Source organism: Curtobacterium flaccumfaciens, assembly GCF_004361695.1.
In the GTDB taxonomy this organism is placed as follows: Bacteria; Actinomycetota; Actinomycetes; order Actinomycetales; family Microbacteriaceae; genus Curtobacterium; species Curtobacterium flaccumfaciens_B.
Genome location: NZ_SNVW01000007.1, coordinates 136,334 through 152,245, shown reverse-complemented (window position 1 = coordinate 152,245; position 15,912 = coordinate 136,334). Strand labels below are relative to the sequence as shown.

Genomic DNA, 15,912 nt, shown 5'->3' with positions numbered 1-15,912 from the left:
AGATCGCCGCGGAAGGTTCGCGGCGATCCGTCGCTTTCGCGAGGGGGACGGCGGTGCGCGGCCGCGGTCGGTCGCTTCCGCGCACGAGACGCGACCGGCTGACGGCCTGGAGGCGCGGTGCCAGCGGGCACCGCGCCTCCAGGCCGTCAGCCGCCCAAGTCGGGGGCGTGAGATCGCAGTCTGGTCGGTCCTCGCGGCACGGGTGCGTCACGAAGTGCGATCTCGGCCGGCCGGCCGGGCGGCCAGCCGGCCGGGCGGCCGGCGGCGGTCACGCGGCGGCGGTCAGCACCTCGCGCTCGAGCCGCTGGTAGCTCGTCTCCATCCCGTCGGTCATGCCGGTCGCGAGGATCATGTCTCGCTGGGCCTGGTCGGGGTAGGTGATGAGCAGCGTCATGAGGGTGACGCCGTCGGCCTCGGCGAACTGCAGGTCGTTGACGTTGGCGGGGAACGGCGCACCGGTCATCCGCTCGGTGGTGACCATGCGGCGCTCGGGCTCGATGACGAGGTTCTCGCCCTCGAAGCCGAACGCCTCGCCCGCGGTGTCGCCGACCGGTGCCCACGCCTGCCGGAACGACCCGCCGACGACGAGGTCGTTCTCGCACGCGGTCATCTCCCACCCGTCCGGGCCGAGCAGCCAGCGGCGCATCAGCTCCGGCTCGGTGTGGGCACGCCAGAGCAGGTGCTGCGGTGCCTCGAACGCGCGGGTGATGCGCACGTGGGTGTCGTCGACGAGCTCGGTGACGGTGCCCTTGCCGAGCGCGTACTCCCGCAGGTCGGCGAGCACCGTGTCGAGCTGCCCGAACGCCTGCTCGTAGCCCTCGAGCATGCCCATCTGGATCATGGCGTCGAGGTCGGCGGAGGACTCGAACGAGGTCAGCACCGTGACGCGGGAGCCCTCCCCGACGCGCTCGAACGACAGGACGGTCTCGCTCGCCGGCAGGGACTCGTCGACCGTGCCGTCCGCGTCGGAGAACAGGTCGCGGAAGGTGATCCGCTCGGGTTCCTCGACCGCGGTGACCTGCCAGAGGGCGTGGAACCGCTCGTTCTGCGGCGAGGTCATCCGGTAGTGGGCGAGGCCGCCCGGGCGCAGGTCGAACGACGTGAAGGTCGCGGGGAACCCGGGCGGGCCCCAGAAGCGCTCGAGCTGCCGCGGGTCGGCGAAGGCGCCCCAGAGTCGCTCGACGGGCACCGGGAACTCGGCGACCAGCGTCATCGTGAGTTCCTCGGGATCGGTGTGGACGGACGTGGTCGGCATGGTCAGCTCCTGTGCTGGGTGTCGGTGGGACGGGCCCGGTCGGGGTCGTCCCCGAGCAGTGCGTCGAGCCGGTCGATCCGGCCGCGCCAGAGGTCCGCGTAGGTGTCGAGCAGACCGCGGACCCGGTCGATCTGGCTCGGTTCGGCGCGCACGATCCGGGTGCGGCCGCGAGGGTGCTTCGTCACGAGTCCCGCTCCTTCGAGGACGGCCACGTGCTTCTGGACGGCGGCGAACGACATGGCGTAGGCGTCGGCGAGCTCGCTCACGGACGCGCCGCCGACGAGGGTGCGACGGACGATGTCACGCCGGGTCGCGTCGGCCAGGGCGTGGAAGACCCGGTCGACCTCGGTGTCGCTCAGTTCGATTCGTACAACCATTTGGTTGCACGTTACGCGCGTCCCGCCCGCCCCACAACCCCTCCGGTGTACAAGGACTCATGGGTCAGCTCATCTACGACGGCGAGGTCGTCGACCTCCGGATCGACGACCGTGCCCTCACGCACCTGCAGATCGTGATCGTCAACATGCTCCGACGCGAGCACCGCTTCCTGTTCTCGTGGAAGGACGACGTCATCCACGGCAACGGCCGCAGCAGCATCTGGCTGCACCCGAACGTCAGTCTCCACTTCAAGTTCGGCGGCAGCCGCGTGCCGTCGATCAACCGCAGCTGGCTCGAGGAGCTCTACGCCGGAGCGACCTCGGGTGCCGGACTCGTCCTGACCCCGGAGCCGGCCGACACGAGCACGGCGGACGACTCCGCGTGGTCGCGGGCCGTGGTGCCGGGGGACGCCGAGGACGCGTCCGAGGAGGACCAGGCTCCCGGCGGCGACGGGGGCTGAGCGCCGGGCCGCGACGGAGGAATACCACAGGGATCATCGTCGGTCAACGGGTTCCACGACCGGCCGCATCCACGTACGGTGCTGGTACCGCGTGTGCGGTCCTCGCCGGAACAGGGAACCGGAGTGGACACGTCCGCGGTCGAGGGGGATCCACGTGGGAGTCCCGGATCAGGGGCCTCCCCGGTCGTGCACGCTCCCTCGCCGCCGCCCCGGCGTGGATTCGGGTTCCGCACCGGGGCGGCGGACAGCGCGCTCCGTCGCGCGCCGCGGGTCAGTACACGTCGCGGACGTACCGCTTCCCGCGCCGCATGTCGGCCAGGTACGCCTGCGCGTCGTCCTCGCCGCGGCCGCGCTGCGTGCCGATGACCGACAGCAGCGCCGACTCGACGTCCTTCGCCATCCGCGAGGCGTCGCCGCACACGTACACGTGCCCGCCGTCCTCGAGCCACCGGTACAGCTCCGCGCCCTGCTCGAGCATGCGGGTCTGCACGTAGACCTTCTCGGCCTGGTCGCGCGAGAACGCCAGGTCGAGGCGGTCGAGCACGCCCTGCTCCTGCAGCGAGGTCAGTTCGTCCTCGTACACGAAGTCGGTGTCGCGGTGCTGGTCGCCGAAGAACAGCCAGTTCCGGCCGGTGGCACCGGAGACCGCACGCTCGTGCAGGAACCCGCGGAACGGTGCGATGCCGGTGCCCGGCCCGATCATGATCATCGGGGCGCTGTCGTCCGCCGGCACCCCGAACGCGGCGTTCGGCTGCAGGTAGACGTCGACCGTGCCGTCGGGGGAGACCCGGTCGGCGAGGAACGTCGACGCGACGCCGGCGTACATCCGGTGCGGGTCGCCGTACCGGACCGACGCGATGGTCAGGTGGATGCGGTCCGGGTGCGCCAGCGGGCTCGACGAGATCGAGTACTGCCGCGCCTGCAGCGGCCGGAGGTTCGGCAGCAGCTCGTCGAGTCCGGGCGCCGCCGGTCCGGCGTCGCGGAGCAGGTCGAGGACGTCGCGGCCCCAGAGCCACCGGTCCAGCTCGTGCTTGTCGCCGTGCGAGACGACGGCCGCGAGCTCGCTCGACGGTGCGCGCTGCACGAGGTCCGCGATGAGGTCCTTCGACGGCGTCCGGATCTCGCGGTCGGTCCGGAGGACCTCGGCGATCGGCCGTCCGTCGAGCGCCTCGCCGCCGTTCGCGCCGACCTGCTCGAGCAGCTGTTCGACGAACACCTCGTCGTTGACGGGCACCACCGCGAGGGCGTCACCGGCGGCGTACTCGATGCCGGAGTCGCCCAGGTCGAACTCGTAGTGCCGGATCTCCTTCGCGCTGCGCGGCGAGGAGAGCAGCCGGTTCTCGACCAGCGCCGACGGGTACGGGTTGCGCTTGTTCCACTGGGAACCCGGCCTGGAGGCGCGGCTCGACCCCGCCCCGCCGGCTGCGGAGGCCGTCGTGGCCGGTCCGGCGCCGGGGGCGCCCGCAGCGGCGGCTCCCGCACCGGGCTGCACGCCCGCCTCGGCCGCGAGCCGGTCGAGGACCGCGGCGGTCCAGAGCGCGGCCTGGTCCTCGAAGTCCACGTCGCAGTCCACGCGGTCGTGGACCCGCGTCGCGCCGAGCTGTTCGAAGCGGGTGTCGAGGAGCTTGCCGGCCTGGCAGAACTCGTCGTAGCTGGTGTCGCCGAGCCCGAGGACGGCGTACTGCAGCCCCTCGAGCCGCGGCACGGTGCTCGCCTGCACGGCGTCCCAGAACAGGCCGGCGTTGTCGGGCATCTCGCCCTCGCCGTACGTCGAGGTGACCACGAGCACGTGGGACATCTCGGCGAGCTGCTCCGGCGTGACGGCGTCGAGCGCGCTCGCGCGGCCGCCGAGCCCGCGGGCCTTCGCGCCGGCGACGAGTTCGTCGGCCAGGAACTCGGCGTTGCCGGTCTGCGTGCCGAAGAGCACGTCGATCGTCGTCGTGGGTGCGGCGACCGACGCCTTCTTGCCGGCTGCGGCGATGCCCGCGATGAACCCGGCGAGCCAGGACTCCTGCGCGGCGGAGAACGGGGCGTCGACCGGGATCAGCGAGCCGGTCGGGGGCAGGGTGCTCACGCGGACACCACCTCGGTCGGAGCCTGCGGTGCGCGGCGGGCGATGTCCTCGAGCGCCGCGTTCGCGAGCAGCTCGTCGAAGCGGGCCTCGCGGACGCGGCCGTCGTTCTTGGCGTTCTGGTGCATGATCCACCCGGTGGTGCCGGGCGCGTCCATGCTGCGGTTGTTCCGCTGCGTGAGCGCGCGCTTGTAGTCGTCGAGGCGCTTGATCGCGATGAGGGTCGCGAGCTCGTCGTCCGCGAACCGGTCCAGCGTGCCGCGGAGGTACTTCACGACGCGCTGCTTCACGAAGAAGTCCTCGGTGAGGATGAGGTTCTTGACCGCCTCGGTCACCCGCGGGTCGTTCGGCCCCGCGGCGCCCGGGACGCGCTCGAGCGCGAGGTCCTGCGCGACGCCGAGCACCGTGTACGAGGACAGCAGCGAGAACATGTCGTCGCCCTGGTCCCCGAGCGACGGAGCACGGCCACCGAGCACGGCGCGCTGGTCGCGGTAGTCGACCTTGAACGCACGGAGCTTGTCGGTCGCGATCGAGGTCGCCAGCTCGTCGAGCAGCTCGTTCCGGGTCGCCGCCGCGAGGATCTCGCCGGCGTCCTGGGTGAGCAGGAGCGCTCGGGGCATGCCGACGTAGACGTGCGTGCGGGTGGTCTCCCACTCGGCGAGCAGTCGTTCGGCCAGCGCGGAGCCGGTCGCCTCGAGGTGCCACTCGAGGAGCAGCCGTGCGGCGTCCTCGTGGAAGGCGCCCCGGGTGGTGTCGGTGACGGGGAACACGAGGAGCGAGTCCGTGCTGGCGCGGTCGGCGACCTGACCGGACGGGTCGTACTGGTACAGGAACCCGCCGGACATGCCGTTGCCGAGGCCCTTGCCGAACGACCCGAGGTTGAACACGGCGCCGCCGGTCATGTACTCGCAGCCGAAGTCGCCGACGCCCTCGACGACCGCGGTCGCCCCGGAGTTGCGCACGGCGAAGCGGTCGCCCGCCTCACCCTCGACGAACGTCCGGCCACCGGTGGCGCCGAACAGGGCGAAGTTGCCGACGAGGACGTTGCCGCCCTGCTCGGCGCTACCGCCACCGGGCGCGCGGACGACGATGCGGCCGCCGCTCTGGCTCTTGCCGACGCCGTCGTTCGCGGTGCCGGTGTGCTCGAGGACGACACCGTCGTTGTTGAACACGCCGTAGGACTGCCCCGCGGACCCCTGCGTGCGGATCGTCACGGCGCCGTCCACCAGACGACGACGACCACGGTCGTCGGTCGTCACGGCGGGGAGCCCGGCGACGTCGTCCGCGCCGAGCTCGTGGTTGAGCAGCCGCTCGAGGTCGATGCCGAGCTGGCCGCCGACGGACTTGTCCGCGTTGCCGAGCAGCACGCCGTGCACGAGCACGTGCTCCTGAGCGTGGTCGACCAGGGCCGTGCGGACCCGCTCGAGCAGCGCGTCGTCGGTGTGGAAGTCCTTCTCCAGGTACTCCGGGTCGGTGACGACCTTCTCGGGCACCTGCGCGAGGAGGGCACGCACGTCGAGCCGTCCGACGCTCGCCGGGTGGTCGAGGAGCTGCAGCAGGTCGGTGCGGCCCCGGGCCTCGCGCAGGGAGCGCAGGCCGAGGCGGGCGAGGATCTGCCGGACGTCGTGGGCGATGTTGAGCAGGTACTGGGCGAGTGCGCGCGGGTCGCCCTCGAACGCCTCGGCGTTCGTGGTGAGGCCCGCCGGGCACTTCACGTTGCAGTTCTTCGCCATCACGCAGCCGAGCATCATGAGCGCGGTCGTGCCGAACTCGAAGCTGTCGCCGCCGAGCAGGGCGCTCGTGACGACGTCGCTGCCGGTCTGGTGCGCGCCGGAGCAGCGGAGCGTGACCTTGGAGCGCAGGCCGTTCGCGACGAGGGCCTGGTGGACCTCGGCCACGCCGATCTCCGCCGAGCGGCCGGCGTACTTCAGGCTCGTGACCGCCGCGGCCCCGGTCCCGCCGGTGTTGCCCGCGACGTTGATGACGTCCGCGCCGGCCTTCGCGACGCCGACCGCGATGGTGCCGATGCCCTCGGAGGACACCAGCTTCACGATCACCCGGACGCGGGCGGCCTTGCAGTCGTGGATGAGCTGCGCGAGGTCCTCGATCGAGTACGTGTCGTGGTGCGGCGGGGGCGAGATGAGCTCGACGCCGGGCGTGCCACCACGGGCCGCGGCGATGTCCACCGTGACCTTCGGCGCGGGCAGCTGACCGCCCTCGCCGGGCTTCGCGCCCTGGCCGATCTTGATCTCGAGCTCCTCGAGCATCGGGTCGGCGAGGTAGCCCGCCCAGATGCCGAACCGGCCCGAGGCGAACTGCTTGATGCGCGAGCCGCGGATGGTGCCGTAGCGGGAGTGGTGTTCGCCGCCCTCGCCGCTGTTCGACATGCCGCCGACCATGTTCGTGCCGTGCGCCACCGCCTCGTGCGCGGTGGCGACCAGGGCGCCGTGGCTCATCGCGCCGGACGCCAGGGTCCGGGTGATCTCGTGCGCCGGCTGGACCTCGTCGAGCACGACGCTCGCCGGGGCGCTCTCGAGCAGGGCGAGCAGGTCGACCGCCGGACCGGTGGCGCGGAGCGTCACCTGGGTCTCGTCGACGGCGTCGACGTCGACCAGGCCCGGGTGCAGCAGCGCGAGCCCGTCCGCGAGGGCCGCGTGGCGCAGTGCACCCGTGGTCCCCGTGGAGGTGAGCTCCAGGCGGAACCGAGCCGTGCCTCCCGGCAGGTCCTGCTCGTCCGACGGACGCGAGCCGGACAGCCCGCGCACCGTGATGCTGGCGTTGCCGGTGGTGGCGAAGCGGCCGAGCTCGCGGGCGAAGTCCTCGGCCTCGTCGATGCCCGTGACGTCCGCGGGGAGCGCGAGCACGTCGCGGAGCGCGGCGGGACGACGGGACCGCTCGTCGTGGGTGGTCTGCAGGAACGTTACGTAGCCCGGCGTGATCCGGTGCGCGTCGATCTCGGCGTCGCTCAGCCGGTCGTACCCGGTGTTCCGGTACGCGGCGTCGGTGATGCCGAATGAGTCGTCGAGCTGCCCGAGCGTGAGCAGGCGCAGTGCGTCCGAGTCACCGGAGCGCTCGAACGCCGGACGCTCCTCGGTCATGCCGCCGAAGCCGCGCACGCTGGCGACGCCGAACGAGTGCCCGGCGCCGTCCGAGCGTTCCTTGAACAGGCCGAGCAGGGGCACCTGTCCCTCGGACTCGACCGTGCGGGCGCGCTCGTGCCAGTCCGTCGCCGCCTGCGCGATGCGGGCGAAGCCGACCCCGCCGACGGGCGCCTGCATGTGCGGGAAGACCCGGGCGAACAGGTCGTCGCGGGTGTCGAGGTAGTTCGGCTCGAAGAACTCGCCGCCGATGTAGCTCTCGGCCGTGCACAGGCCGACGCGACCCATCGTCTTCGCGAGGGCCTTCTCGGCCGCCTTCCGGAACTGCTTGAGCGCCAGGTCCGTCGCGGTCAGCTCGCCGGCGGGTGCCGGCGCAGCGGGGTACTTCTCCTCCGCACGCAGACGCGCGGACAGGCTGTACACCGCGGCTGCGCCGAAGCCGAGCGCCGTCGCGACGTGGTGCGACGACGGCAGCTGCCCGGACTCCGCGACGACGGAGACCCGCAGCCGCAGGCCGGTCTCGATGAGCCGCTGGTTCACGGCGGCCACGGCGAGGATCACGGGGAGCGGGGCGCGGGTCGACGAGACCTCGCGGTCGGTGACCACGGCGACGCCACCGCTGGTCGCCGCGAACTGCTCGACGGCGTCGCAGAGGGCGTCGACGGCGGAGCGCATCGCGTCCGCGTTGGCCTGCTCGTCCCCGAGCACCGGCGTGTAGAGCATGTCGAAGCGCTCCAGCGGCACGATGTCCTGGTCGCGCAGGCGCACCATGTCGAGGTGCCCGAGCACGGGCGACTGCACGACGAGCTGACGACCGGTCGTCCCCGTGCCGTCCGGCTTGGCACCGAGTGCGACGCGCATGCTCATGCCGTCCGCCTCGCGGATCGAGTCGAGCGGCGGGTTCGTCACCTGGGCGAAGCGCTGCGAGAAGTACTTCGCCATGCCGCCCTCGGTGTCGCTGAGGGCGTTGATCGCGTTGCCGTAGCCCATCGCCGAGATCCGCTCGGACCCGTTCTGCAGCATCGGGTCGAGCATGAACCGGAAGCTCTCCTGGTTCAGCGAGTACGCCACGTACCGGCCCTGCAGCGACAGGTCGCCGTCGTAGCCGAGGGTGCTCGTCGTGCGGTGGTACTCCGGCGCGGGCAGGTCGTCGAGGTTCACCCGAGCGGCGTCGAGCAGCGCACCGTACGGCTTCCGCGCGGCCAGCATCTCGAGCACCTCACGCGTGCGCATGAGCGTGCCGGTCCGGTGGTCGACGACGAGCATGCCGCCGGCCTCGATGCGGCCGCGGTGCACGACCTCGTCCGCGTCGAACGTGACCTGACCGGCCTCGGACGACACCATCAGGTACTCGGCGGTCTGCACCGAGCGCAGCGGGCGGAGACCCAGGCGGTCGAGGCGGGCGCCGACGACGTCGCCGTCGCTGAAGATCACGGCGGCCGGGCCGTCGTTCTTCTCCTCGTAGAGCGAGAAGTACTCGAGCATGTCGCGCACGTCGGGGGTCAGCGTGCGGTCGTTCTCCCACGCCGGCGGCATGAGGGAGACCACTGCCTCGACGATCTCGAGCCCGTCGTCGAACACCCGGCTCTGCAGGGTCTGGTCGAGGCGGCTCGAGTCGGACTGCCCGGGCGGACGGACGATGCTCCGGGTGCGGGCACGGGCCAGGGCCTCGTCGGACAGCCGGTTCTTCCGGTCCGTGTTGAGCTCGCCGTTGTGCGCCATCAGGCGGAACGGCTGCGCCATCGTCGGGTGCGGCTCGGTGTTCGTCGAGAAGCGGGTGTGGAAGTACAGCGTCCGGACGGAGTGCCGGGGGTCGCGCAGGTCGGTGAAGTACCCGATGACCTCGCCCGAGTTGAGCCGGCCCTTGAGGATCTGGGTCCGGGCGCTGAGGGACAGCGGGTAGAGCGCAGCGTGCTCGGCGCGGTCGGCGGCGGCCTGGCCGTACGAGACGGCCTCGATGGCGAGCAGGGCGCGGTTCGCAGCGGTGTCCACGTCCTCCCTCGTCCAGTCGTCGGACGCGCGGAAGACCCACTGCACGATCGGCAGCTGGTACTGCTCGGCCTCGGGGCGGGCGACGGAGTGGTCCACGGGGACGTCGCGGACGAGCAGGAGCTCGAAGCCCTGCTGCTCGATGGCTTCCGTCACGACGGTGATCGCGTCCGCACGGTCGGCGTCTCCCGAGGGGACGAAGCAGTTCGCGACGCCGAAGTGGCCCGCTCGCAACTCCTCGCCGGTGATCGCGCTGAAGAACTCCACCGACAGGTCGATGCTCACGCCGGCGCCGTCCCCGACGCCCTCGGCGGACTTGCCGCCGCGGTGGGGGATCGCGCAGAGTGCTTCGTCGCCCTTGCGGATGACGTCGTGGCTCGGCGTGCCGTCGAGTCGGGTGATGAAACCGACGCCGCAGTCGCTCGATTCGCGGGCAGGGTCGTAGAGGCCGAAGGAGGTGGGGTTCACGGGCGGGTCCAGTGGGGCGTTGCCGGCAGCGGACGGCCAGGCTGCATCGATGGAGCGCTCGCCGCGGGCAGACCGGTGGTGACAGTCGGGCCCTGTGGGGTGGTGGTGCGGTGAGGCGATGCTACGGCCTGGTATACCGAGCACGCAACACCGCCGCCGTGCGCGTGGTCCGCGTGGGAGCGCTGCCGGGGGCGGCCGGCGCCGTCAGCGGGGGAGGAGGATCTGGATGACGGCGACGATCGCGAGCACGGCGATCGGGACACCTGCGATCCAGGCCCCGGCGCGCATCTGGGTCCGACGGATGGTCGGTGGCGTGTGCGAGCTGCGCGCGAACTCCGTCGCCGCGACGAGCTCCGGCGCGGCGACGGGCGGTGCGGGCTCGGGCTGCGGCCGGTCGTCCTCGAACGCGGGGACCTCGACGACGAGGTCCTCCGGTCGTGGTCGGCCGGGCAGTCGTGCGAAGTCGTTCGGCATGCGGGCCTCCTCGTCCGGTGTGCCCAGTATGCGCCGTCCGCTGGCGACTCGGGCGCACGGCGCACGGCGCACGGCGCGGGACGCGGTGGCGGGACGCGCGGCGGGCCTCCGTCAGGCGTACCGGCGGGCGGCGCGGACGGCGGCGCCGCGGTACGACCCGCCGAACAGGAACACGTGCAGCAACAGCGGCGCGAGCTGGTGCAGCTCCACCCGCTCCTGCCATCCGTCGGCCAACCGGGACTCGGCGTCGTAGGCGTCCAGCACGGTCTCGAGCCGGGGGAGCCCGAACAGCGCCAGCAGTGCCAGGTCGGTCTCGGCGTGCCCGCCGTGCGGGTTCGCGTCGATGAGCACCGCCCCCGTCGGCTCGGAGTGGTCTCCCGGCCAGAGCACGTTCCCCGCCCAGAGGTCGCCGTGCAGTCGCGCCGGGCGATCCCGGACGAGCGCGGGCTGCGGCGACCCGAGCGTCCCGTCCTGCACCCGGTCCGCGACCCGGTCGAACAGCGCGACCTCGTCACGACCGAAGCCACGGTCGGCGCCGCCGTCGGGCCCGCCGCGGTCGACGATCCGGCGGACGTAGTCACGGATGCGGTACTCGGCGAAGAACTCGCCCCACGTCGCCGGTGCCTCCGCCGCGGTGACGAACGCCGTCCCCGAGCGGCCCATCCGGAGCGGCCCGTCCGTCGGGAAGCCCGGGGCGGGCGTCCCCCAGCCGTCGGCGCCGGCCGCGTGGGTGTGTGCGAGCGACCGGCCGAACCGCTCCGCCTGCTGCGCCGTGGGGGAGCCCTCGTCGATCAGCTCGAGGTCGAGGACGGTCGGCGCCGGACGGTCGAGCACACGGGCGATCCGCGTGCCGCCCGACGCTTCCGCCGCGGCCAGCCAGGCCAGTCCGGCGGCCTCGGCGGCGGCTTCGTGCGGGGTGGTGAAGGTCTTCACGTGCGTCTCGGCCATGGCCCCATCCTGCCGACCGCGTCCGGCCGACGACTCAGCCCCCCCCGGACCTCACCACCCCCGGACCTCACCACCCCCGGACCCCAGCGCCCCGGACCTCAGCGCCCCCGGACCTCAGCGCCGGGCGGCGTGGACCACCAGTGCGAGCTGCACCCGGTTCTCGACCCCGAACTTCTCGTAGACGTGCCCGATGTGCGTCTTGACCGTCGCCAGCCCCACGAACAGCTCGGCCGCGATCTGCGCGTTCGACGCCCCGTCCGCCACGGCGAGCGCGACCTCGGTCTCACGCTCGGTCAGGAGCGCGAGCAGTCGACGCTCCTCGGCGCCGTCGGTCTCGGGCGTCGGCCGCGGTCGCGCGGCGAACGCGATGACCCGGTCGAGGACGGACGGCGACAGGATCGAACGTCCGGAGGCGACCGTGCGGACCGCCTCGACGAGTTCGTGCGGCGGGGTGTCCTTGAGCAGGAACCCCCGCGCCCCGGCCTGCAGCGCCCCGAGGACCATGTCGTCGCCCTCGAACGTCGTCAGCACCAGCACCGCGAGGTCCGGGCGACGGCGCACCTCCCGCTCGGTCGCGACGAGTCCGTCGCACCGCGGCATGCGGATGTCCATGAGCACGACGTCGGGCTCCGTCGTCGCGATGACGTGCGCGGCCTCGAGCCCGTCCCCGGCCTCGCCGACCACCTCGACGTCGTCGTCACCGGTGAGCAGCAGCCGGAGGCCGGCGCGCACCAGGTGGTCGTCGTCGACGAGGACGACTCGGATCCGGCCGGTCACGCGGTCCACGGCAGCACCACCTCGACGACGTGCACCCGGTCGGTCCCGATGCCGGCCCGGAAGGTGCCACCGACGAGCCGGGCGCGCTCGGCGAGCCCTCGGAGGCCGTGGCCGGCGGTGTTCTTGGGGGCGGTGCCGTCCGCCAGCGGGTTCGACACCACGACCCGGAGCGCCGGACCGCCGACGACCTCGACCACCACGTCGACGACCTGCCCCGGGGCGTGCCGGCGCGCGTTGGTCAGGCTCTCCTGCACGATCCGGTAGGCGTGGCGCCCCACGGCCGTCGGTGCCGCCGAGGCACCCGCTGCGATGCTCGCCCGGACGACCGCACCGCCGGCGCGCGCCGTGTCGAGCAGCTCGGGCAGGTCGACCAGGCTCGGCTGTGGCGGCGCGGTGGCGGTGACCTCGTCGCCTCCGGTCGAGGCGGGGTCGCGCAGGACCCCGAGCACGTCGCGCAGGTCGGTGAGCGCCGAGTGCGCCTCAGCCCGGACCACGCCCGCCGCGGCGGCCGTCTCGTCCGGTGAGAGCCCGCGGCCCCGGTACTCCAGCGCACCGGCGTGCAGCGCGACCAGCGAGAGGCGGTGCCCGAGCACGTCGTGCATCTCGCGGGCGATGTGGGCGCGTTCCTGTTCGCGGGCGCGGTCCTCGCGCAGCTGCTGCTCCCGTTCGAGCAGGGCCGCCCGCTCGCGGAGCGACAGCAGGAGCGCCCGGCGCTGTCCGATCCCGATGCCGATCGCGACGAGCAGCGCGATCCCGCCGGCCCCGACGGCGACGATCTGCCACAGCGGCATGTCCTGGTCCGGGGCGAGGAGGACGTCGTAGAGCACGGTGGCGCCGAGCATGACGGCCCCGGCGATCGCGATCTCGACTGCCCGACGTCGGGTGGACAGCGACACGAGGGCGAGCGCGGCGGCGCCCACGGCCAGCGTCGACACCGAGCTGAGGACGGCGATGACGACCGTGACGAGCAGTGGCGCGCGGTGCCGGAACGGCAGGAGGACGACGGCGGCCAGGCCGGCGGCGAGGTCCCCGAGCACCAGGCCCCCGACGTGCGCGTCGCTCCACCCGCGGGTGTCCATCGTCGGCCAGACCAGCGCGGCGGTGACGAGGCCGGTCAGGACGGCGACGGCCATCCGCCACGACTCCGCCCACACCCGGCGCCCCCGGGAGACGTCGGGCAGTGCGGTCGTGGTCATGCTCCGAGCCTAGGGAGCGGCGGACCCCGGCGGATCAACCGAAGGTCGGACACGTCAGACCGCGTCGACCAGTGCCCGGGCGAGCGGGTGCCACGCCCGCGAGGACGGTCCGCTCAGCACCAGCGTCCGTTCGAGCCGTCGCGCCATCGGCACCATGACGAGGTCCGGCGGCAGCATCACGCGCCCGAGCGTCGGCACGATGGAGACGCCCTCGCCCCGCTCGATCATCCCGAACATCGTGCTCATCTCGCGCACCCGGTGGGCGTAGCGGAAAGGCTGCCCGTCGAGCTCGTGCAGCTTCTGGATCTGGTACTCGCAGCCACCGCCGCCGGCGACCAGGCCGTCCTCGTGCAGGTCGTCGAGGGTCAGCGCGGGCAGGTCCGCGAGGGGGTGGTCGCGGCGGACGACGGCGGCCATCTCGTCCTGCGCGACGACCACGCCGCCGTCGGGGACCGGGGTCGGGTCCACCAGCACGGCGGCGTCGACCGTGCCGGCCTCGAGCCACTCGGGCATCTCGTCGTCGTCACCCTCGTAGACCTGCACGTCGACGTCCGGCAGCGTCACCGCCCAGAGCTCGCGGAGCCGCGGCAGCAGGCCCTGGCAGACGGTGGGGACGGCGGCGAGGCGCACGGTGCCGCGGGCCGTGGCGGGCCGGACCACTGCCTCCAGGGCATCGACGGAGGCGAGCACGCTGCGGGCGTGGGCGAGCAGTCGGTCGCCGAGCGGGGTCGTGGCGGCGGCGCCGCCACGACGGACCACGGAGCCACCGACCTCGCGCTCGAGTCCGGCGACGGCGTGCGAGACCGCGGACTGGCCGACCCCGAGCGAGGCGGCGGCGCCCGTGAACGACCCGGCGTCGACCGTCGCGACGAAGGCGCGGAGCTGGGGGACCGAGACGGTCATGCGTCGTCCTCATGTCGGCATGAACCGCATGCGTTTGCCGCATGCGCTGTGGGTGTCGACACTAAGCCACATGAACGCGGTCCTCTACCTCCTCGTCGCACTCACCTGGGGCTCGAGCTTCCTGTTCGCGAAGATCGGGCTCGACGGCCTCGCGCCGCAGCAGGTCGCGACCGTCCGCACCGTGCTCGGGGCGGTCACGCTCGTGCTGATCCTGCTCGCGACCCGTCGTCGCTGGCCCCGTGAACCGAAGGTGTGGGCGCACCTGCTCGTCGTGTCCGTGTTCCTCAACGCCGTGCCGTCGTCGCTCATGGCGTGGGCCGAGCAGACCGTGCCGTCCGGGCTCGCGAGCATCTACAACGCGACGACGCCGATCATGACGATGGCGGCGCTCGCGGTGCTCGTGCCGTCCGAGAAGCTCCGCGGCCGGCAGGTGGTCGGGATCGTGCTCGGCATCGTCGGCGTGCTCGTCCTGGTCGGACCGTGGGACGTCATCGGCGACCCGGCGGTCCTGGCGAGCATCCCGGGGCAGATCGCGCTCCTCGGGATGACCGCGTGCTACGGGATCGGGCTGGCGTACCTCCGACGCGTCGCCGTGACCAGTTCGTACGACCCGGTGACCCTCGCGACGGTGCAGCTCACGCTCGCATCGGGGCTGCTCCTGCTGGTCGCGCCCGCGATCGCCACCGGCCCGGTGCAGCTGGACTGGAGGATCGTGGCCGCGATGGTCGCACTCGGTTGCGTCGGCACGGGGCTGGCCTACGCGTGGAACACCCGCCTCGTGCAGGCGTGGGGCGCGGGGCGCGCGTCGACCGTCACCTACCTGACGCCGGTCGTCGGGGTCGCGCTCGGCGTGCTGGTGCTCGGCGAGCGGGTGCGGTGGAACGAGCCGGTCGGTGGACTCGTGGTGCTGGTCGGGATCGCGCTGGCCTCCGGCGTCCTCACCCGTCGTCGTCTGCGACCCGTCGGAGAGGCCGCCCGTACGCTGGCCCGGTGACCCCTCGTCCGCGACGCTCCCTGCCGAGTCTCCTGGTGGCGTCGTCGCACCCGGGGCCGACCCTGACCGTGACCGTGCTCGCCGCGGTGATCGCCGCGGCGGTCGGGCACCCGGCCTGGCTCGTCGTCCTCGTGGCGCTGACGGTGGTCGCCGGACAGCTGTCCATCGGGCTCGCGAACGACTGGATCGATGCCGACCGCGACCGGGCCGTGGGACGCTCGGACAAGCCCGTCGCGCAGGGCCTCGTCGCCGTCGGCACGGTCCGGACCGCGGCGTTCGTGACCGCCGGGGTCGCCGTCGTGCTGTCGCTCCTCCTCGGGCCGGTGGCTGCGGTCGCGCACCTCGTGCTCGTCGCCGCGGGGTGGGCCTACGACGCCGGGCTCAAGCGGACGGTGTGGTCCGTCGTGCCGTTCGTCGTCGCGTTCGGTCTGCTGCCGGTGGTGGCGGTGTCCGCCGGGCCCGACGCGCCCTGGCCCGCGTGGTGGGCGGTGGCGACGGGCGCGGTGTTCGGGGTGGCGATCCACTGCACGAACGTGCTGCCCGACCTGGTGGACGACGCGGCGACGGGCGTCCGCGGCTTCCCGCACCGGCTCGGGCTCCGGGGTGCTGGTGTCACGGCCTTCGGCTCGCTCGTGGTCGCGGCGCTGCTGGTGCTTGGCGGGCAGGTCCTCGGTGACGACCCGGTGCGCGGCGTCGGGGTCGTGCTGGCAGTGGTCGGCACCCTCGTGGTGGTCGTCCTCGCGGCGGTCGGGATCCGGCTGGTGGTCGTGGGGCGCGCCTCGCGGACCCTGTTCCGGTTGGTGATCGCGTCGTCGCTCGTGCTGGTCGTCGAACTCGGGCTGGCCGGCGCGCGACTCGTGGCCTGACCGCCGGACGCACGCCCGCATCGCCGCGCCGCGTG

12 protein-coding genes are annotated in these 15,912 nt (G+C 73.1%); 3 read left to right on the top strand and 9 right to left on the bottom strand.

The window, feature by feature from the left end:
- Window positions 1-268: 268 nt before the first annotated feature.
- Window positions 269-1,255 (bottom strand): SRPBCC family protein, encoded by a 987-nt coding sequence (locus tag EDF64_RS11630; RefSeq protein WP_133520144.1) that lies wholly within the window; start codon window positions 1,253-1,255, stop codon window positions 269-271.
- Between the two features lie 2 nt (window positions 1,256-1,257).
- On the bottom strand, window positions 1,258-1,632 hold the full coding sequence (locus EDF64_RS11625; protein WP_133520143.1) for an ArsR/SmtB family transcription factor: 375 nt from the start codon (window positions 1,630-1,632) through the stop codon (window positions 1,258-1,260).
- 59 nt (window positions 1,633-1,691) lie between these two features.
- Between EDF64_RS11625 and EDF64_RS11620 the strand changes: the two genes are divergently transcribed.
- Window positions 1,692-2,093 carry an ATP-dependent DNA ligase gene (locus tag EDF64_RS11620; RefSeq protein ID WP_133520142.1) on the top strand — a complete coding sequence of 134 codons (402 nt, stop codon included), beginning with the start codon at window positions 1,692-1,694 and terminating at the stop codon, window positions 2,091-2,093.
- Between the two features lie 271 nt (window positions 2,094-2,364).
- Here EDF64_RS11620 and EDF64_RS11615 read toward each other — a convergent pair whose 3' ends face one another.
- The 7 genes from EDF64_RS11615 to EDF64_RS11585 all read right to left on the bottom strand — a co-directional run bounded on the left by EDF64_RS11615 (window position 2,365) and on the right by EDF64_RS11585 (window position 14,017).
- Entirely contained in the window at window positions 2,365-4,167 is a 1,803-nt protein-coding gene (locus tag EDF64_RS11615) for a sulfite reductase subunit alpha (RefSeq protein WP_133520141.1), read from the bottom strand.
- Window positions 4,164-9,719, bottom strand: coding sequence for a glutamate synthase-related protein (locus tag EDF64_RS11610; protein WP_133520140.1), 5,556 nt, complete (start codon window positions 9,717-9,719; stop codon window positions 4,164-4,166). The genes EDF64_RS11615 and EDF64_RS11610 overlap by 4 nt, the downstream gene beginning before the upstream one ends.
- A 204-nt stretch (window positions 9,720-9,923) precedes the next feature.
- Window positions 9,924-10,193 carry a hypothetical protein gene (locus EDF64_RS11605; RefSeq protein ID WP_133520139.1) on the bottom strand — a complete coding sequence of 90 codons (270 nt, stop codon included), beginning with the start codon at window positions 10,191-10,193 and terminating at the stop codon, window positions 9,924-9,926.
- Window positions 10,194-10,304: 111 nt separating this feature from the next.
- The gene (locus EDF64_RS11600) at window positions 10,305-11,141 is read right to left on the bottom strand and encodes a fructosamine kinase family protein (RefSeq protein ID WP_133520138.1); all 837 of its coding nucleotides are present in this window, start codon (window positions 11,139-11,141) and stop codon (window positions 10,305-10,307) included.
- 114 nt (window positions 11,142-11,255) lie between these two features.
- Window positions 11,256-11,927 carry a response regulator transcription factor gene (locus EDF64_RS11595; RefSeq protein ID WP_133520137.1) on the bottom strand — a complete coding sequence of 224 codons (672 nt, stop codon included), beginning with the start codon at window positions 11,925-11,927 and terminating at the stop codon, window positions 11,256-11,258.
- Window positions 11,915-13,114, bottom strand: coding sequence for a sensor histidine kinase (locus tag EDF64_RS11590; RefSeq protein WP_243736364.1), 1,200 nt, complete (start codon window positions 13,112-13,114; stop codon window positions 11,915-11,917). Before EDF64_RS11590 ends, EDF64_RS11595 begins: the two co-directional genes overlap by 13 nt.
- 54 nt (window positions 13,115-13,168) lie before the next feature.
- On the bottom strand, window positions 13,169-14,017 hold the full coding sequence (locus EDF64_RS11585; protein WP_133520136.1) for a LysR family transcriptional regulator: 849 nt from the start codon (window positions 14,015-14,017) through the stop codon (window positions 13,169-13,171).
- A gap of 70 nt (window positions 14,018-14,087) precedes the next feature.
- On the opposite strand from EDF64_RS11585, the gene EDF64_RS11580 reads away from it, so the two are divergent.
- Window positions 14,088-15,011, top strand: coding sequence for a DMT family transporter (locus tag EDF64_RS11580; RefSeq protein WP_133520135.1), 924 nt, complete (start codon window positions 14,088-14,090; stop codon window positions 15,009-15,011).
- A complete protein-coding gene (locus EDF64_RS11575; RefSeq protein WP_166645703.1) occupies window positions 15,008-15,877 on the top strand; it encodes a UbiA family prenyltransferase in 870 nt (289 codons plus the stop codon). The genes EDF64_RS11580 and EDF64_RS11575 overlap by 4 nt, the downstream gene beginning before the upstream one ends.
- Window positions 15,878-15,912 lie beyond the last annotated feature (35 nt).